This is a genomic window from Chitinophaga agrisoli, assembly GCF_008386695.1.
In the GTDB taxonomy this organism is placed as follows: Bacteria; Bacteroidota; Bacteroidia; order Chitinophagales; family Chitinophagaceae; genus Chitinophaga; species Chitinophaga agrisoli.
Window position 1 is genome coordinate 1917566 of sequence record NZ_VUOC01000004.1, and the last position, 18436, is coordinate 1936001.

Sequence of the window (18436 nt, forward strand, 5' to 3'; positions counted from 1 at the left end):
TATATTATTTTACTTCTGCCAGATATTTATGTACAAAACTGATAGCCATAGAGCCCTCGCCCACGGCGGCGGCTACCCTGTTCATGGCACGGGCGCGCACATCACCGGCGGCAAAGATGCCGGGGCAGCTGGTTTCCAGCATATACGGATCGCGCTGCTGCTTCCAGATCTTGTTAAAGTTAGGATAGCTTTTCAGGTCGCGGCCGGTTTCGATAAAGCCTTTATCGTCCTTGATGATGTTCAAGGCTATCCAATCTGTAAAGGGTCTGGCGCCTATGAAAACATACAGGGCGTCTGCCGGGCGGGTGCTGGTCTCCTTCGTGTCTATGGTAATGAGCACCAGCTCTTCCAGTTTTTCGCAGCCTTTGGCTTCCGCGATCTCTGTGCGGGGCAGCAGGCTGATATTGGAGGCGCCGTTGATCTGGTCTATCAGGTAGGCGGACATTGTGCTGGTGAGATCATCCTTACGGATGATGATATACACATTTTTGGCAAAGCGGGAGAGATACATGGCGGCCTGACCGGCGGAATTGCCGCCGCCAACGATGTATACTTCCTTGTCTTTGCAGGCCGTGGCTTCTGTCATAGCGGCGCCGTAGTAGATGCCTGCGCCGGTAAAGTCAGAGATACCTTTGGTTTCCAGCTTGCGGTAATCCACGCCAGTGGTGATGATCACCGCGCGTGTATTGATCACCGTATCATCTTCCAGGATGATCTTATTATATCCATCCTGTTGTTGTATATCTTTTACGGATTGCGGCGTAATGAACTCCGTGCCTAAACGGGTAGCCTGCGCAATGGCGCGGCGGGTAAGCTCTGCCCCGCTTAACCCCGTAGGGAAGCCCAGGTAGTTCTCTATACGGGAGCTGGTACCTGCCTGTCCGCCGGGAGCGCGTCTTTCCACCAGCAATGTCTTTAACCCTTCTGATGCGCCGTATACGCCGGCTGCCAGTCCTGCGGGGCCTGCGCCAATGATCACCACATCATATACATCATGTTTTACCTGGGGGTTCAGGCCCACTTTGCCTGCCAGCTCACGGATGTTTGGTTTTACGGTGTGGGAGCCATCCTCATAAAACACCACCGGCAGGTCCTGTACGGTAAGGCCGTTCAGTTCCAGCAGGCGGGGCGCCTCGTCCATGGCCTGGATATCCAGCCATTGGTACGGGATCAGGTTGCCGGCCAGGAAGTCTTTAATGGCATGCGACTGCTGGGAGAACTGGTAACCTACCACTTTAATGCCCCGGAACTCCGGGTGATAGATGGTTTGCCAATCTTCCAGCAGCTCGTCCAGCACGGGGTACAGCTTTTCTTCCGGCGGCGCCCAAGGCTTTACCAGGTAATAGTCCAGCTGTACGCTGTTGATGGCCCTGATGGCGGCATCGGTATCTGAATAGGCGGTAAGCAGCACGCGGCGGGCTTCCGGGTAGAACTGCATGGCCTTCTCCAGGAAAGCAACGCCTTCCATTTCCGGCATACGCTGATCGGAGATGAACATGGCGATGGTCTCGCCTTTATTCTTGAGCTCCAGCAGGCTATCCAGCGCTTCATGCACCACGGTAGTGCTGATGATCCTATATTGGTTGCGATATTGGGTCCTAAGGTCACGAACGATGGCGCGCAGCACCTGCGCATCATCATCAATACAGAAAATTAAAGGTTGATCCATTGTGTTGACTACGGTTTAAGTTGACATGTTCCCGCGGCGGAAAATTACAATTTCGCGCGCATATATCCCGGCTGCTTTCATCCCCTGATGGGCAGGGATACTGAAAACTGCGTACGGCCGGGCACTGAGCTCAGCTTTACAGTGCCCTTATGCTGAGTGATCACAATGCGTTGTACTATATCCAGGCCCAGGCCGGTGCCTTTGCCTATCTCTTTGGTGGTAAAGAAGGGATTAAATACCTGCGACTGGATATCTGCCGGCACACCGGGGCCGCTATCGATCACGGATACTTTGATACAGTTGTTGCCGTCTTTTTCCGTATGTATTTCCAGTACGCCTTTGTGTTGCGGCTCCATGGCGTCCAGGGCATTGTCAATAAGATTGGTCCATACCTGGTTCAGCTCCCCTACATAGGCCTGGATGGGTGGCAGCGTAGTATCATAATGCTCCACCAGCTCTATATTGCCTTTGCGCAGGCGGTGCTGCAGGAGCACCAGGGTATTCTGGATACCGCTATGCACATCTGTGAGCTGTTTATCATGGCCCTTATCCATATGCGTGAACACCTTCACGGATTTTACAAGGGATTCTATACGGCGGGAGGCGTCTTCAATGTCCGTTACCATCCTTTCTGTGACCAGGTTCTCATTGATCCAGTTAAATACGGCGGAGAGGCTGGCATCCGGGATATTGTCCTTAAACTCATCCAGGTGCTGCACGGTAAAGCCAAAATCCACCATGTTCTCCGCGATCTCCATGGCGTTATCTACTTTGTACCCATCCAGCCAGTCAATCAGCTCATCCTCCCTTTCTGAACGTTGCATAAGCGTAAGGGTGGGCCTTTCTGTTTGCTGCAGGATGGCAAAGAGGTGGTGGTTCACGGAATCCACCTGCTCTACCGTCATACGGATGGCCATAATGGATTTAAAGGTTTCCGGCACCAGTTTAAGGTGCTGTTTTAAGGAGGTTGCGCCCCTTATAATGGCGGTAGCCGGGTTATTGAGCTCATGGGCCAGGCCAGCAGAGAGTTTGCCCAGCGCCATCATCTTTTCATGTTGCTGCTCATACGAGGTAGTAGCCCGTACACGGTCTGACATGATATGTACCAGGGCCTGGGTGAGCTCAAAATGCAGGCGGACGGCCTCGTACAATTTATCCTTGGGCATGCAAAGGACCTCTGTATCTTCCTGGGCTTCCCCATTCACATTTGCCACTACAGCCCGGGAAAAGGGGAGGTAGCCGGTAATGGCCTTTGGCTCAAGCACGGCCACTTCCCGCGCTTCGTTGCCCTGCATCCAGTATAACCGTACCCGGCCTGCTATGATAACGATGGTACGGTTGGCCGGCGTTTCCTCTTCGAAAATGAAGCCGCCGGCAGGCACAATATAGTGCTCACTGTTATCTATAAACCATTGTAATTGTGGGGCGGGTACATCCTTAATTGCATTAATGGATTGCAGCCATTCGACGGTAACCGGGTTCATCTGACTCATTTTGGTGACATTTCGCTGACTTAAAGTTACTTAAATTTGCGAGCAATTTATTGGCTGTAAGGATCAAACGAACATGAACAAGGAAGCAGTAAGACTGGATATTTCCAATACGATCAGGTATTACCTGCCATCGAGAAAACAATGGAAAGGCTTTGGCGAAGATGACACCATGTGTGCCCTGCCTGCGGGCGATTTTGCCATACTGAGCCAGGAGGGCGGCCTTAAACGGGGCGCTCCTATCAAGACCGATCATTTTGCGCTCGTGCTGTGTATGCGGGGCCGTTGCCAGAAAACCGCCGGCCCTTTTACATTTGAAGTAACCCCACATACCATCCATATTATCACCCCCCGCGATTTTCACTCCTTTGAGGATGCTTCCGACGACCTGTTGTTGTATATGATCCTGTTTAAAAAGGATTTTATCGCCAACACATTTATCAAAGATCATATTGTAGACAGCCTGCTGGAGCTGAACCCCGCCTATCCCCCACTCTACCACCTGGATGAGCAGGAGTTTGCCGCAGTGCTGGAACTCTTCACCAAAATAGAACGGGAATACCAGCATGCCCGCCCGCATTACCTGCAGATGGTACGGTTGCTGGTGGTGGAGCTGCTGTATGAAGTAGACCGCGCACAGGGTAAGACCCTGTTACAGCCAGTACGGCATGCGGGACGGCCTTTTCAGCTAACGACAGCATTCCGCAAACTGGTAGAAGAACATTTCCTGACCATACGTACGGTACAGCAGTATGCGGACCTGTTGCATGTAACCGCCAAACATCTGAGCGAGCAGGTAAAGCATGAAACCGGGGAAACAGCGCTGCATGTGATCCATAAGCGGATCTACCTGGAGGCGCAGTATCTGTTGAGCACTGCGGCGTATAGCGTTAAGGAGATAGCAGATCAACTGAATTTTGATACCAGCTCGCATTTTAGCCGGTTCTTTAAACATTTTGCGGGGGTAAGGCCTACGCAGTTCAGAGGGGATGCGGTAGCGGTGTAGTCCTAAATCTTTTTCTTTTGTTCCCATCGCCGGATCTCATATTCCGTGATCCTCACAATCAGCTCCAATGGCATGGGTTTATCCAGTGGGAATTGTACGGAGCCCCTGCCTGTTTTATACCCCGCAAGCGCTGCTTCAAATGATTTATTGCCGGTAGGCGCCGGATAAAAGCCGATATGGCGCTTAAATGCCGCAAAGTGGACAAGGTTGTGGCCCTGGTGGATGAAAGTGGGCATCGCATACCTGATAGCTTCCTGCGCATCCGGCACTGTTTTCCTGATGGTAGCACGTACCTGTTCCAGCGCCTGTTGAACTTCTGGAGGAAAGCCGGCGATATATTCGCCGATGCTGGCTGGCTTTGCGTTTTTTGTACGATTGTCCATCACATCAATTTTTTGCGGTGAATACATACAGCTTTGGATATTACAAAGCTACGTGGTCATTTTATAAGGGATGGTACCTGAAAATGACATTATGGGTGGGAGAATGCGACAATATAGTCAGGCGGCATTAGACATATAAAAGAATATTAGTAATTAAAGTATAAGATATCCGATCGCGTAATGCCACCGTTATGCGTATCCGCTTATCTTTGCTGGCATATTTAGTGTACCTGTACCTGTGGTTGTAACCATTAAAGTAATATCTGTAGTCCCCTATACCGCATACCCTCTGCCCTATACCGCATACCCCTGCTGAATGAGTTGAAACCCCTTTTTATCAACCTTTCAAGCTTAGTTTCCATGAAACGCGTTTTACTGTTATTTTCCCTCTTAGTAGCCAGCTGCTATAGCTATGCCCAATCATGTAATACCCCTATCCGTATTGTAGTGCTGGGCTCTTCTACCGCCTGGGGCAATGGGCTGCCCGACCGGGACAGCGCCTGGGTATTCCGCTATCAACGGTATCTGAAACAAAATCACCACCCGGCAGACACTATTATCAACCTGGCCATTGGCGGGTTTACCACGCATGAGATACAGCCTACGGGCACGGCGGCGTATACCGTGTTTGGCATTACTTTCCGGGTGGATAGCACACATAATATTAACCGGGCCATTGCGCTGCAGCCGGATGCTATCATCATTAATATGCCTACCAATGATGAAGCCAGGGGCTTTCCACTAGCGGTGCAAACGGCTAACTATCTCCGGTTAAAACAGGTGGCGGCGCAAAACAATATCCCTCTATGGGTGAGCACCACACAGCCGCGGGGCAACCTGGGATATGCAGCAGCGGGCCGGCTGCAGCAAATGCGGGATACCATCAACCAATACTTTGGCAGTAAGGCCATTGATTTCTGGACCACGCTGGCGCAGTCTAACGGTTATATCGTGCCAGCTTACAACAGCGGGGATGATGTACATTTTAATGCCGCGGGCCAGCGGATATTGTTTGAACGAGTGGTAAGCGAATATATACCGGATACGCTGTGCGCCAATACTAACCCGCCAACAGATACTACTACCACCCCACCAACAGATACTACTACCACTCCGCCTACAGATACTACTACCACGCCACCTACGGATACTACCGGTACCCCGCCTGTCTGCACCGCGCCCCTGCGTATTGTTGTATTAGGCTCTTCTACCGCCTGGGGTAATGGGCTGTCCAACCGGGACAGCGCCTGGGTGTTCCGTTATCAACGGTATCTGAAGCAGACCCATAATGCGCAGGATACCATCATTAATTTATCGCGCGGGGAGTTTGTAACACAGAGCATACTGCCAACGGGTACGCCTTCCTATACGATCAACGGCGCCACGTTTGCCGTAGATCCCAACAATAATATTACCCGGGCTATTGCGCTGGATCCGGATGTGATCATTATTAATATGCCGCATAGCGATGAAGCCAGGGGCTTTCCGCTGGCCAAACAAACAGCCAATTACCTGGCATTGAAAGCCGCCGCAGCGCAAAGCAATATTCCGCTATGGGTGGGTACTCCGCAACCGCGCAGCAACCTGGGATATGCAGCGGCAGGCCGGCTGCTTCAAATGCGGGATACTATCAACAAATACTTTGGTAATAAAGCCATTGATTTCTGGACCGGGCTGGGAGATGCGAATGGTTATATATTAGCTGATTACAACAGCGGCAATGGCGTAGAGCTGAATGCGGCCGGGCACCGGATCCTGTTTGAGCGGGTACAAGGTAAATTTATCCCCGATAGCGTGTGCGCGCTGAATAGCCTGCAGCAGATCACACCGTTTATGGTGAACAGTCATTTCAAAAACCAAGGCTTAAGCAAGCAAGCCGGTGAGCCGTTATTATCAGGTCCCGATCCGATGTTATATCCTAATCCAGCACGCGGAGCGGTATATATTAAAGGGCTGGCCGGTCAATCATTCCGGATTGAAGTGTATGATATGAATGGCGAGTTGATATACCGTAATCTTAATACTGGCAATAACAGGTTAAGCACGGATCATTGGCGGCCGGGCGTATATATGATCATTATTAACCAGGGGCAGCACCGGTTACGATTGCTGAAATTGTAATACGAGGGGGAGCGTTTCCCTGCTATGAGACCTTTAGTTTAGCTGTATAAAGGATGGTGGACTATCGTGTGATCTTAGACAACGGGTTCTAAGGTCTGCGGCACTGTATTTACAATAATTTACAAAGTTTTACATTTTAATTTACAATCCTAACCCCTGAAGCTGAAAGGATTAGAGTAGGTTCGCTGTATCAAACTTTAACAGGATATGAAAAATAAAGGAACCGTTTTGAAAAGCCTGCTCATTATGCTCACAGGACTAATTCACTCATCTGCACAGGCTCCGTAGCAACCTGGCGTTAAGAATGTCGTTTACCAGCCCGATGTCTAAAAGTAATGCAGCAGATAGGTCTGGCAGTGTTCCTGTTGCCTATAATTAAATAGAAAAAATTATGAAATACGTATTCATCTATACTTTGTTCTTTATGTTTGTTTTTTGCAGTTCCTGTGGACAAAGCCAAACGAAAGTACCACAAGATAATATCAGTAAAGGACTCTACTCCGGGTCTCAACTCAAAGAGGCGGACACCTCCAAGGCGCCTATGAGTATGGTCCGGAATGTAAAGCAAGATAGGAACGGAAACATTTTGATTGCTTCTTACTTAGGCGTGTTTCGATACGATGGAATATCTTTTACTAATCTAACAAATAAAATAAGCCCGCCCCGCGTCTCCAGCTTCTGGGATGTTCTGGAAGACAGAAAAGGAAACCTTTGGTTCGCTTCCAAAGATTCGGGTGTTTATTGTTACAATGGGCAAACGTTTAAGCATTTTACAACAAAGGATGGGCTTGCCAGTAATTTGGCGCTTCATATTTATGAAGATAGAGCCGGTAATATTTGGTTCGGAGCAAGCCGTTACGATGGGAAATCTTTTCGAAATTTTACCACAAAAGATGGGTTTCCCAGTAACAGTATTCGTTTACTCCTTGAAGATAAAACCGGTAAGCTTTGGTTTGGCGCACAAGGAGAAAATATGTTCGTTTATGATGGAAAAATATTTACCGTTTTAAAAAATAAAGATGGCAAAACGTTTAAAAACGTTTGGTCAATAATCGAAGATAAAAAAGGCAATATTTGGTTTGGTGACGTTAGTGGCCTTTGGCGTTATGACGGCAGCACCTTTACTAAGGTATCGCAGCGGGGAGCTTATGCTATAATCGAAGATAAAAAAGGAAACATCTGGACTACTGGCAGCAATGCCTCGTTAGGTCAACATCTGCGGGATAACTCCGGAAGGGACGCCTGGGCACTTTCCCGTTATGATCACCAATCCTTGTACAACGAAAAACCTGCCGTAACCGAAATCATGTCAGGACAACCAGGTCTTTTGGGGCTTCTGGAAGCTAACGATGGAAGTATCTGGTTCGGATCTTTTAAGGGAGTATATCGTTATGATGGAAAGACCATCACAGACTTTAAAAGTAAAGAGGCTCAGCATTAATGTGTCATCATTTCTCAATCATTATTAATCAACGTAATCCTATAGTATGAACAACAAGCTATCAAGCGCTTACTTAATTTTAATTATTGCTCATTTATTCTCCGGTTGTGGTGGACCTGCAACAGGAGAAAATAAAAAGAGCGCATCGGCAAGCTCCTTATCCTTACATGCCGGGGATGAAAGATATTTTATAATAGATACAAAGGAAAGTGTTGTAACATGGAAAGGTTCAAGTGCCAAGGGGGCGCACACAGGGTACGTTTATATATCAAAAGGAGAATTAATGATCGGCAACGGTCAACTTATGGGCGGTACGGTTGAAATAGACATGAGCACAATTGAGGGTGAAGATCACAGGAGTGATAATAACCTTATTAATCACTTAAAAAATCCTGATTTTTTTGATGTTAAAAAATTCCCTTTTTCTACAATCGAAATTACCAGTATTGATTCAATAAATGGTGAGAGTACGCATGTTACAGGGAACCTAACCATTAAAGGTATCACACACCCGGTTAATTTTCCAGCTGAAATGGAAGTTAAGGACAAAATTGTCAAAGCGAAGGGTAAGCTGGTAATTGATCGAACAAAATGGGATGTCCGTTATAATTCAGGAAAGTTCTATGATAATTTAGCTGATAGAACTATTTCGGATTCCATTGAATTCCAGGTTAAGATCGTAGCAAAGCAATAAACAAGCGATTGTAGGTCTTTGAAATCCTAATTACCATTTCACTACCAGGGAGGGACTTGCTAATAACCGGGTTATGGCTATTTATGAAGATAGCGCCGGCATTATTTGGTTTGGCACCGGAGGTGGCGTGCATCGTTATGATGGAAAGACCATCACGGATTTTAGAAGTGCAGCCGGTCAGCAATAATGTGTATTGCAGACAATTTTAAGATGGAATTATCCTTCAGGCAGTACATTTTTCTGTTCAAATATTTGTTTTTGACTTAATATACGCTCCCTTCCTATTTATGCATTATCCGGGCAGCTGACCATTTGAGGCAACCAGATTGACCGTTTGAGTCTAGCGCCGGTAGCCATTACCGGCGAATTTTGCATAAAAAACAGACGATGAACAATCTGAAGGACAAAGTAATTGTAATTACAGGCGCCAGCAGCGGCATGGGAGCGGCAACAGCGAGAAAACTGCAGGGTACCGGCGCCAAAGTAATATTGGCGGCAAGGAGGAAAGACCGGTTAGATGAACTGGTGGCAGAACTGGGCAATAATTTTCTGGCCGTACAGGCGGATGTTAGCAAACGGGATGAAGTAGACCAACTGGTGGCCAGGACCATTGCCAATTTTGGAACGATTGATGTGTTCTGGAATAATGCAGCTATTATGCCGTTATCTTTTTTTGAAGAAGGCAAGGTAGATGAATGGGAACGCATGATCGACATTAATATTAAGGGCGTTCTGTATGGTATTCATTCCGTGTTGCCGCATATGCTGAAAAACGGTAATGGTCATATCGTTGCTACTTCGTCTATCGGAGGATGGAAAACCTTTCCCTCCGGAGGGGTGTATGGCAGCACCAAGTTTGCCGTACGGGCGATAATGGATACCTTGCGGCAGGAGCTGGCCGGAAAGATAAAGGTGACCACCATTTATCCCGGATCGGTTACAACTGAATTAGGGCGTGACATCACCAGTAAAAAGGTATTTGAGATGCTGGAAACTTATGGCAAATGGTCCCAGCTGGATGCAGCCGCCATTGCCGACGCTTTCATCTACGCGATCAGTCAGCCGGGAAATGTGGCCGTTAACGACCTGTTGATCCGGCCGATCGACCAACCGATATAAATTTGCTTTTATGGAACTGCCTAAGCCTGTTGAATCAATCTTTTATTTTTCCGGTACCCTGGTTCACCGTGCGGAGGAGGAGTATATGCGCGACCATGTGCTTTGCCATATTACGGAGGGGACGCTTAGCATGCAGGATGCAGATGGAGAAAATATTTATGGCAAAGGAACTACTTTGCTGATCAGGAAAAATCATCTCGTGAAATGTGAAAAACGGCCGCCTGTAACAGGTGGCCGTTATCAAATGCTCTTTATCCTGCTTGGTGGTGAACTGCTGCAGGAATATATTGTCTCTGAACAGCTTCCGGAGCCAATTCCAGGTACGCTGGCGCCTGATCCTGTATTGGTATTGGCGCCTAAACCAGCCCTGGAAGGGCTGCTACAATCTTTGATCAGCTACCATAAAAACAATTATGCGCCCGGACCGGCGCTGCTTAACAGTAAGCTGAAAGAAACGATACACGCGCTGCTGGAACAGGGTGACCATTTATTTACCTGGTTATTTAAAAAGGAAAAATACGTGAAGCCTGATCTGGCCACGTTTATGGAAAGGAACTTCCGTTTTAATATTCCCATCAGCAAATTTGCGGAGTTAAGCGGCCGGAGTATATCAACGTTTCAAAGGGATTTCCTGGATATATATGGTATGAAAGCCACCACCTGGCTGCGTAAACGGAGGCTACAGGCGGCTTACCAGCTATTGCAGCACAATAGTAAAGCATCAGATATATATTTATCATTAGGTTTCGAAGACCTTGCTCATTTCTCCAGGAGCTTTAAACAGGAGTTTAATATTTTACCCTCGCAGGTTTCAGGCAAACATTTCTTGCGTGACAAACCCTAACGGATGGCGATGCCAGATGCACTTAACCCCTCGCCTACCGTATGTCCCTTCCGGTAATTCCCGTTCCCAGATCGCTGGTATCAAACACGCCCCTTTAAAAACAACAACCTCTTTTCCCTTATATAAGTAATTGAATTACAACCCGATAAGCATAGTTTTTCTACTTGTTCCGAAGAATTGGTCTTTTTCTCCTCCATATTGGCATAGGCCAGTTATAGCCGGTGTTTTAATTTTGTGTTAACAAACGAAAACAATTACGATTAAACGTTTCGTAAGTATTAAAAATCAACAGACGATGAAAAAGACAATTAAGACAGGCATTCTCGCACTGGCACTTTTAGCCGGTTTTACCTTCACTTCTCAGGCACAGGATGCAGCTAAAAAAACAACCCAGGAAAGACCCCGACTGATCTTAAGCGCAGGACCCGAAGCAAACCTTCCCCTGGGCGATTTTAAAGATGCATATGACTGGTCTATTGGTGGTTCTGTACAGGGCGATTACGCTATCCTGAAAAGGGACCTGTATGTAACGCTGAATGCCGGTTACTCCAGCTACATGGGTAAAGATCTGGGTATTGGCGGTATTTCCGTACCGGACCTGCAGATGCTGCCCGTAAAGGCTGGTCTGAAGTACTACCCGGTTGCTAACCTGTACGTACAGGCACAGGCAGGCGCTGCGTTCCTGACTAACAAGAGCGATCTTGGTTTAGACAAATCTGCTGTGTTCGTATATACACCGCAGGTTGGTTACCTGTTCCACCTGGCTGGCGGCAGCTACCTGGATGCAGGCGTTAAGTTTGAAGGTTATGGTAAATTTGCAGATGGTGGATCATCCAACAATGTGATAGGACTGCGTGTTGCGTATGCTTTTGGATTGTAAACCATACATAGGTTAAGGAAATACTAATAACAACTTGCCTCCGGTAGCAGCAGCTACCGGAGGCTTTGTTTTATAAGAGAAAGGCACCGCTTGCGCGATGCCTTTTTTATGATGTGTTAGAAAGTATATCTTCCGCCCAGCTGCATCTGCCAGCGGGATGCAAAGGGATCTACTGAATAAGGCTTACCGGGATCCGTGAACTGGTACAGCGGATAGCCCTGCGAGCTACGGCCAGGGATATAAGGCTGCAGGCCTACGCTGGCCGTAGAGTTATAGGTGTTGGGGGAGAAATACACCCAGCCCCAGTTCTTATTCACCAGGTTGGTGAGGTTCAGGATATCCAGCGACAGCGTAAAGGTGTGCTGTTTTGCAGCGGGCTGGTGGATGTTAAAGCGGATGTCCTGCGCAAAGTGGAAGTCCGCGTTATTATTCCAGGGCGTACGGCCTTCATTACGTTCTGTAAAGGTACCGCGTCTGCTGCTCAGGTATTTGTTGCCATCCACAAAACGGTCAAAAGCGGCTGCCTGGTCTGCGGCGGTAGCAATGAGCTGACCGTTCTCCGCATACAGCGGCGCAAAGAAATTAATGCTTTCGCCTTTTGCAGGAATATAGGCCAGGCCTATCTGCTGGGGCGTATTCTGCGGCGTATAGTTTACAAAGCCATAGGTAAAGGGCGTACCAGATTGCGCTGTTACCAACAGGGAGAAATGGCTAACGAACCGGGGCGACCATTCCTTATTATAAGACAGATTAGCTACGATGCGGTGACGGATATCGAAATTGGAATTAGCCAGTTCCGGGTTATTGGGATTCAGCGCCTGGTTCAGTTGCCAGTTAGACTCCATGGAGTTACGGATACCATTAGCGAGATCTTTTGACCGGCCATAGGTGTAAGCCGCAGAGAAGCCAAACCCGCTTTTAAAATCACCGGCTACCTGGGCGGTAATGCTGTAGCGGTAACCGGCGCTGGTGTTGCTCATTTCATAGGCATTGGCAAAATAGGGATTGTCCTTACTCTGTCCGGGGAAAATAGGCTGACGGCGGTATAGGGCAGCGGAATCAAAGTTCATGTAGTAGGGATTGTCCGTCAGGTTTACCTGGCGGAACATCACATCCTTCAAGGTTTTGGTGACAATCCCTTCCAGTGTGTATTTCAAACCGATGTTATCCTTATAGTCAATAGCCAGGCTGCCACGCAGCACTTTGGGCATGGTGAAGCTATTATCAATTACGTCTACCTGCGTTTTGCCGGCATAGGAGTTGGTCACTTCCTGGCCATTGGCGGCGGCAAATCCTGCAATACCGGGCGCGCTGCCAGGCGTATGGATCAACGGGTTGCCGTTGAACACATAAGGCGGGTTGCCGTCTGATTTCTGGTCATAGGCGCCATAGGTAATGCCCGTGTTATAGAACGCATACCCTATCCAGGCGAAAGGAATACGGGAAGTGAACATACCTCCGCCGCCTCTGAGTATCAGGCGCTGGTCTCCCATCCAATCATAGCGGAAACCGATACGCGGGGAAGCCTGTACAATGCCCAGGTACTCCTGCCTGATCTTATTCAACGGCGTGTAGGTATAGGTGTTACCGAAATAGGGATCGGTATTCGCTTCGCGGGTCTTATCGCCAAGGGCCTGTTTCTGCGGCACATCCTGCAGGTCAAAACGCAGGCCGTAGGTAAGCCGGAAGCGGTCATTCACCTGGTACTCATCCTGCAGATAGGCGCTGTAGAAATTGATATTGAATACGGCGCCCGGGTTATTGAGGATATAATCACGGTTGTTATTGGCGTAATTATAGTTGCCCTGTACCCTTTCCGGGTTATTTGCCAGGAAGGCGTTGATGCTTTGGTAGGTAACGCGGCCATTCCAGGAGTTCACAAAACCATAGGTGATCTTATACAGCTCGTTATGCGTACCTAAGGTAATGGTGTGTTTACCGAGGTTGTAGACCAGGTTATCCGTGATCTCAATAGTGCGTTGCTTCTGGTTAAAGATGGCGGCTTCGCGGTCTGTACCAAAGAAGATGGTAGTGCCGGGCGTGCGGCCTACGATCTGCACCTGGGGGAAAGCGGGATCACTAAGCGGATCGCGGTAATCGTGAATAGCAGTAAAACCCACTACCGCATTGTTGGAAAGCCGGTTATTAAACCGTGTTTTCAACTCTGCTACGGTAGAGGTCTGGTTATTGGTTTGTTTGTAAGCGATGCTGCCAAAACGAAAATCGAACTGGTCCCTTTCCATGTTGATGGCCTGGGACAAGATCGTATTGTTACGTATGGCCAGCTGGTTACGGTCATTGATATTCCAGTCCAGGCGGTTAAAGAATTTGTCTGACCGGGAATAACTGTTGTACTGGTCATAGACGCCGGGATCAAAGCCCAGCTCAGCTACGGAATATTTACGGATGTTCTCCGCATCCTGCCTGCTCAGGATACCCGCTGCTGCCGGACTGCCAGCCACTTGCAGCACGGGATCCTGGCGGCGGGTGATCTCTTCGTTCGTAAAGAAGAAGAGTTTATCCTTGATAATAGGCAAGCCTACGCGGAAACCGGTCTGGTATTCGTGAAAATCGCCGGGCATTTTGTGCTGCGCTTCCGTACCCGTATTATCCGGCCCTACCAGTGTGGCGTTGCGGCCATAGGCATAGATGGAGCCATGTACTTCGTTGGTACCGGAACGGCTAACCGCGTTTACACTACCACCGGTGAAGTTGCCGATCTTAACATCATAGGGCGCCAGGAATACCTGGATATCCTCGATCGCATCCAGGGATACCGGGTTGGTACGGGTGGAGGAGCCCGGCATACCGGAGGTACCTGTTTGGCCGCCAATGGACGGGCTAAAGCCGATGGCGTCGTTATTAATGGCGCCGTCTATGGTCACGTTATTATAACGGAAGTTGGTGCCGCCAAAAGAGTTGTCTTTAGAGCCCTGCGGCACCAGGCGGGTAATATCTGTAATACTGCGGCTAGCGGTAGGTGTGTTGCTGATCTGCGTACGGGAGATATTCTGGCCTGCGCCGTAGGTATCTGCGGCAGGGCCTTTTTTCTGGCCTTTCACCACTACTTCTGACAATGCCTGAGTATTATCTGCTAACACAAAGTTCAGCGTTAAGGTCTCACCCAGTGTTACCTGGGGAATGGCGCGTTTTTCTGTGCTCATGCCCAGGAACTTTACTTCAATGGCGTAAGGGCCGCCAATGCGTAAGCCGGGCAGGTTATAGCGGCCGTCGTTACCGGCAGCGGTACCGTATTTAGTACCGGAGGCGGTATGTACCGCCACTACGATGGCGCCGGGGATGGGCTGTCCTTTTGCATCCCTGACCATACCACGGAGGCCGCCGCTTGTTTCCTGCGCCATTACGGGCATACGGAACAGCAAGCTGCATAAAACCGCCACACATGCTATCCACACATAACGTATAAATGGTAAATGATAACTCATCTCTGACTGGTATAAAAAAGTAAACAAATGATCTAGGGAATAATTACCTGGTCTACTACATGCACTACGCCATTGGTAGCAATGATATCCGGGCGTATAATATGCGGTGGCGTTACGTTGTGCGATGTTCTGAATGTAAAGCCATCCTCCATTATATAGTAGAAATGTTGAGGTATGGTACTAAGATCGAAAACGGGCGTGCCCAGGCGCGCGCCTCCTATGAATGTGGCGGTAAAATTCGTGTCATGCAGTATGCCATAGGTGATGAAATTCTTCAGCACACCAGGATCTGCCTGTTGTACCGCTGCCACATCTGCAAAACCGAACGCTTTGAAGGCGTCATTATCAGGCGCAAGCACCGTAAGACTCCAGTAGTAATTATTATATACCTGGATGGGCGGGGTAAAGTTCAGGTTGCCTGTGTAATTTATCCGCTCAATGGCAGCCGCATACAATGTGAGGTCAGGGCTCTGCTGTATCACCTGCCATAAATTACCGGCAGGCGGGAAGCCTACGCGGGCCAGCTTATGTATGACGCCATCTCCCAGCTCAATATTTCCCTGTACCAGGGGAATACCGTTAAAGAAGATACCGTAATAGTTACGGGCTACCGTGGGGCGGTATACGGGATGTTCTGATAACACATCCTGCGTATAAAAACCTACCAGGGAGCTGCCGCTCAAACGGCCGTATACGATCTGATAACGGAGGATATTTGCCAGCTGTTCCGGATCATAACTATTGATCTTTTCCGCGGTAAGACCGGCTGCGATAAAAGCACTGTCAACCGGTGCAAACACGGTATAAGGCGCGCTGTTTGTAAAGGTGGTATCGTCCCACATGCCGGCATGCTGCAGGGCTGTTTTAAACAGGGATAATTGGGGATCGCCGGTCACATATTCCTTTATCACCTGTTTGGCTTTCACCACCGGCTCCTCCTCCTTTTTACAGCCTGCCAGCAACAGCAGTGCGGCACAGAGCAGCTGTATACAGCTACGGTAATATTGTTGGATCTGTTGATATTTATACATAAACATGCTATTAAGGAATAAGAATGCCATTGATCACATGCAGCACCCCATTGGTACAGGGCCTGTTGGCGAAGTTCTGGCTGGGATCATACCCGGACACCTGGTAGATCGCTGACGTGGAGGGACTACCTGCGCCCTGGAAAAAGATGTTATTAAAGTAGAGCGGGGAACCGCTGATCTTTATTTTACCGCCATTCACCGTGGTGAGGCCATCCGGCGCGGTGGCGCTCATACGAAACAGGTCGCCGGTAAACAATCTGCCGGGCAGGATGTGGTATTTCATCAGCGTTGCCAGCTTACCAGGATCAGCCGCCATGATACCGCCTATGGTGGTAAGGTCCATATCCGGCCATTTCCCAACGGATTGCTGAAATGCGGCGTTAGATGGCGCTATTACCGTGTAAGGCTCCTTAGCTGCCAGCAGTGTATTTTCCAGCCCGCTGCGCTGCATAGCAGCGGCAAATAGGGTGAGCAGGGGCTCATTGTGGATAAAATCCCGTATAGTAGGATACGTTTCCGGGTTCATGAGCTGCGGCATTACCTGCATCAACCCATTTGTGGCGGCAACATCCAGGGTTCCGGGCGTCATTCCGTTTATGGTGGTCACGGTGTCTGTACCGTTCAGGTACCTGAAAACGTGCACCGCGCCCCCTCCCATGGTCACCAGGGCAGTATCTCCCAGGGGCAGCTGCCGGAAGGAGACCTTGCCGCGCAGGATGTGGTACAATAAAATTTCCCGTATGCGCCCTGGTGTGTAGTAGTAGGCGTATGTGCCTGACCCTGCTACTGCCAGCGCATCATTGGTAGGCGCCAGGAAGGTGAATGGGCCCGGATGCCCCAGCGTATCCAGTAAACCGCCGTATCGCAAAAAATTGCTGGCATCACTGAAATTAAAATTATCCTGCAGCACGAATTGTATCCGGCCGTTATAACCGGGCTCTGTGACGGGCTTATTATCGTTATCGTGATCTTTTTTACAGCTGATGGCCGCTATGGTGAGCAGCGCCAGCCATATTATCTGTATTCGTTTTATGATCCCTTGCATGATAGTAGCATTAATTGATTGGATAAAAAAGCTGGTCAATCTTGTACAAGGCTCCGTTAGTGGCGATGAAGCTATTAACGGAATGCGCCATATCACCGTCCAGCGTGACGGGCACCGCGGTACTCCCCCATTGTATGTAAACCTTTCCATTCTGCGTGTAGAACTGCATACCTGGCCATTTTATCTGCGCTCCATTGTAGATCTCACTGGTTGATCTGCCCCAATAGATATTAAAGGGCCCCAGGTCTACGTGTTTATCCAGCAGGTCGCCATACAGCACCAGCGATGTATTGAATGAATTCTGAAAGGAAAGCTGACTATTAAACAGCACATGCCGGGTTATCAGGCTATCTATAGGCGGGTAGCGGAAAACACCGCTACCCGGTTCCACGCCGGTTGGCGTGCTAAGGGCATAACTGCGGATATCCTCCACCGTATAAAAGCCGGCCTTATTGAAGGCTTTATTAGTGGGCGCAAAAATGGTAGGCCAGCTACCGGCGAGGTTGGGCGGTATTGGGTGCGCGTAAAAAAAAGTGTCTCTTGTATTCTGGTCGTAAGCGCCAAAACGTTTCTGAAAGCCGTCCCATACCAGGCTGTCAGAGATCTGCATGGCAGCATTGTACAGGGTCAGGTCCGGCTCTGTGGCAATGATATCATACAGTGATCTTGCCTGCGGCGCATACACGATCCGTTTAACGGGATAGATGTAACCATTGGATGCGCTCATTACCGGCGCGTTCTTTTCTATGGGATGCCCGTTGAGCCAAAGTACACCGGCCGACTCACGTATGAACAGCGGATAGGTATACACTGAAAAACCGGTATGCTGGTCAAAAGTAGTATCCCTCAAAAAGGACGGCCCCTTTGTACTGAGCAGGTTGTTGGTAAGGGCCAGATCATCGAACGGGCCCGCTACCACGTGATAGGCGATCAGCCGGCGCAGGGAATCCAGCGGCAGGCTGTTAATTTTCTGTTCATCCAGACCGGCAGCCTTCATCACGGAGTCAACCGGCGCAAACACGGTATATCCTTTACCGCTGTCTACCAGCGCGGCCAGCTGCAATCTTGTAAATGCCTTATTGAAAAGGGAGATTGACGGCTCTGTTGCCAGGGCCTTTTTAATATCCCCATTTTCAAAGGGAGCGGAATGAGATATGTGGAGCGCTGAATCTGAGGATTTGAGGCAGGCGCTCCATAAAAGCATTAACCCAACCAGCACACCTGCTACGGTAAAATATTTTCGTTTAAATATTGTTTGCATAAAAGA

The 18436-nt window shown here is 49.0% G+C and carries 14 protein-coding genes and 1 pseudogene; 8 read left to right on the plus strand and 7 right to left on the minus strand.

The annotated features are described in order from the left end of the window. Positions 1 to 4: 4 nt before the first annotated feature. Positions 5 to 1669, minus strand: coding sequence for an NAD(P)/FAD-dependent oxidoreductase (locus tag F0L74_RS26740; protein WP_149840968.1), 1665 nt, complete (start codon positions 1667 to 1669; stop codon positions 5 to 7). Positions 1670 to 1746: 77 nt separating this feature from the next. Next, the gene (locus tag F0L74_RS26745; protein WP_246197822.1) at positions 1747 to 3162 is read right to left on the minus strand and encodes a sensor histidine kinase; all 1416 of its coding nucleotides are present in this window, start codon (positions 3160 to 3162) and stop codon (positions 1747 to 1749) included. A 73-nt stretch (positions 3163 to 3235) separates the two neighbouring features. Between F0L74_RS26745 and F0L74_RS26750 the strand changes: the two genes are divergently transcribed. Further along, complete coding sequence (locus tag F0L74_RS26750; protein ID WP_149840969.1) at positions 3236 to 4165, plus strand: helix-turn-helix domain-containing protein; 930 nt, start codon at positions 3236 to 3238, stop codon at positions 4163 to 4165. Between the two features lie 2 nt (positions 4166 to 4167). Here the strand turns inward: F0L74_RS26750 and F0L74_RS26755 are convergent, their stop codons facing one another. Beyond that, complete coding sequence (locus tag F0L74_RS26755) at positions 4168 to 4548, minus strand: iron chaperone (protein ID WP_149840970.1); 381 nt, start codon at positions 4546 to 4548, stop codon at positions 4168 to 4170. Between the two features lie 360 nt (positions 4549 to 4908). On the opposite strand from F0L74_RS26755, the gene F0L74_RS26760 reads away from it, so the two are divergent. The 7 genes and pseudogenes from F0L74_RS26760 (at position 4909) to F0L74_RS26790 (ending at position 11647) form a co-directional block, all read left to right on the plus strand. After that, positions 4909 to 6669: an SGNH/GDSL hydrolase family protein gene (locus F0L74_RS26760; protein WP_149840971.1), complete on the plus strand. Its 1761-nt coding sequence runs from the start codon at positions 4909 to 4911 to the stop codon at positions 6667 to 6669. A gap of 391 nt (positions 6670 to 7060) precedes the next feature. After that, the gene (locus F0L74_RS26765) at positions 7061 to 8110 is read left to right on the plus strand and encodes a ligand-binding sensor domain-containing protein (RefSeq protein ID WP_149840972.1); all 1050 of its coding nucleotides are present in this window, start codon (positions 7061 to 7063) and stop codon (positions 8108 to 8110) included. A 46-nt stretch (positions 8111 to 8156) separates the two neighbouring features. Further along, positions 8157 to 8804, plus strand: coding sequence for a YceI family protein (locus tag F0L74_RS26770; protein WP_149840973.1), 648 nt, complete (start codon positions 8157 to 8159; stop codon positions 8802 to 8804). Between the two features lie 61 nt (positions 8805 to 8865). Beyond that, positions 8866 to 8991 (plus strand): annotated as a pseudogene (locus tag F0L74_RS26775) (two-component regulator propeller domain-containing protein); the annotation flags it as partial. Between the two features lie 200 nt (positions 8992 to 9191). Further along, on the plus strand, positions 9192 to 9923 hold the full coding sequence (locus F0L74_RS26780; RefSeq protein WP_149840975.1) for an SDR family oxidoreductase: 732 nt from the start codon (positions 9192 to 9194) through the stop codon (positions 9921 to 9923). A gap of 10 nt (positions 9924 to 9933) precedes the next feature. After that, complete coding sequence (locus F0L74_RS26785) at positions 9934 to 10767, plus strand: helix-turn-helix domain-containing protein (RefSeq protein WP_149840976.1); 834 nt, start codon at positions 9934 to 9936, stop codon at positions 10765 to 10767. A gap of 295 nt (positions 10768 to 11062) precedes the next feature. Then, the gene (locus F0L74_RS26790; RefSeq protein ID WP_149840977.1) at positions 11063 to 11647 is read left to right on the plus strand and encodes an outer membrane beta-barrel protein; all 585 of its coding nucleotides are present in this window, start codon (positions 11063 to 11065) and stop codon (positions 11645 to 11647) included. 116 nt (positions 11648 to 11763) lie between these two features. Here the strand turns inward: F0L74_RS26790 and F0L74_RS26795 are convergent, their stop codons facing one another. The 4 genes from F0L74_RS26795 to F0L74_RS26810 are packed head-to-tail and all read right to left on the minus strand — an operon-like array spanning position 11764 to position 18430. Further along, on the minus strand, positions 11764 to 15093 hold the full coding sequence (locus F0L74_RS26795; protein WP_149840978.1) for a TonB-dependent receptor: 3330 nt from the start codon (positions 15091 to 15093) through the stop codon (positions 11764 to 11766). A gap of 32 nt (positions 15094 to 15125) precedes the next feature. After that, positions 15126 to 16124, minus strand: a complete 999-nt coding sequence (locus F0L74_RS26800; protein ID WP_188316182.1) for a fasciclin domain-containing protein — start codon at positions 16122 to 16124, stop codon at positions 15126 to 15128. Positions 16125 to 16134: 10 nt separating this feature from the next. After that, a complete protein-coding gene (locus F0L74_RS26805; RefSeq protein WP_188316183.1) occupies positions 16135 to 17169 on the minus strand; it encodes a fasciclin domain-containing protein in 1035 nt (344 codons plus the stop codon). Positions 17170 to 17179: 10 nt separating this feature from the next. Next, on the minus strand, positions 17180 to 18430 hold the full coding sequence (locus F0L74_RS26810) for a fasciclin domain-containing protein (RefSeq protein WP_188316184.1): 1251 nt from the start codon (positions 18428 to 18430) through the stop codon (positions 17180 to 17182). Positions 18431 to 18436: the final 6 nt, after the last annotated feature.

Bases quoted from the DNA above. Each gene is read 5' to 3' on its own strand.
- F0L74_RS26740 (WP_149840968.1), bottom strand. From the start codon at position 1,669: ATGGATCAACCTTTAATTTTCTGTATTGATGATGATGCGCAGGTGCTG.
- F0L74_RS26745 (WP_246197822.1), bottom strand. From the start codon at position 3,162: ATGAGTCAGATGAACCCGGTTACCGTCGAATGGCTGCAATCCATTAAT.
- F0L74_RS26750 (WP_149840969.1), top strand. From the start codon at position 3,236: ATGAACAAGGAAGCAGTAAGACTGGATATTTCCAATACGATCAGGTAT.
- F0L74_RS26755 (WP_149840970.1), bottom strand. From the start codon at position 4,548: ATGGACAATCGTACAAAAAACGCAAAGCCAGCCAGCATCGGCGAATAT.
- F0L74_RS26760 (WP_149840971.1), top strand. From the start codon at position 4,909: ATGAAACGCGTTTTACTGTTATTTTCCCTCTTAGTAGCCAGCTGCTAT.
- F0L74_RS26765 (WP_149840972.1), top strand. From the start codon at position 7,061: ATGAAATACGTATTCATCTATACTTTGTTCTTTATGTTTGTTTTTTGC.
- F0L74_RS26770 (WP_149840973.1), top strand. From the start codon at position 8,157: ATGAACAACAAGCTATCAAGCGCTTACTTAATTTTAATTATTGCTCAT.
- F0L74_RS26780 (WP_149840975.1), top strand. From the start codon at position 9,192: ATGAACAATCTGAAGGACAAAGTAATTGTAATTACAGGCGCCAGCAGC.
- F0L74_RS26785 (WP_149840976.1), top strand. From the start codon at position 9,934: ATGGAACTGCCTAAGCCTGTTGAATCAATCTTTTATTTTTCCGGTACC.
- F0L74_RS26790 (WP_149840977.1), top strand. From the start codon at position 11,063: ATGAAAAAGACAATTAAGACAGGCATTCTCGCACTGGCACTTTTAGCC.
- F0L74_RS26795 (WP_149840978.1), bottom strand. From the start codon at position 15,093: ATGAGTTATCATTTACCATTTATACGTTATGTGTGGATAGCATGTGTG.
- F0L74_RS26800 (WP_188316182.1), bottom strand. From the start codon at position 16,124: ATGTATAAATATCAACAGATCCAACAATATTACCGTAGCTGTATACAG.
- F0L74_RS26805 (WP_188316183.1), bottom strand. From the start codon at position 17,169: ATGCAAGGGATCATAAAACGAATACAGATAATATGGCTGGCGCTGCTC.
- F0L74_RS26810 (WP_188316184.1), bottom strand. From the start codon at position 18,430: ATGCAAACAATATTTAAACGAAAATATTTTACCGTAGCAGGTGTGCTG.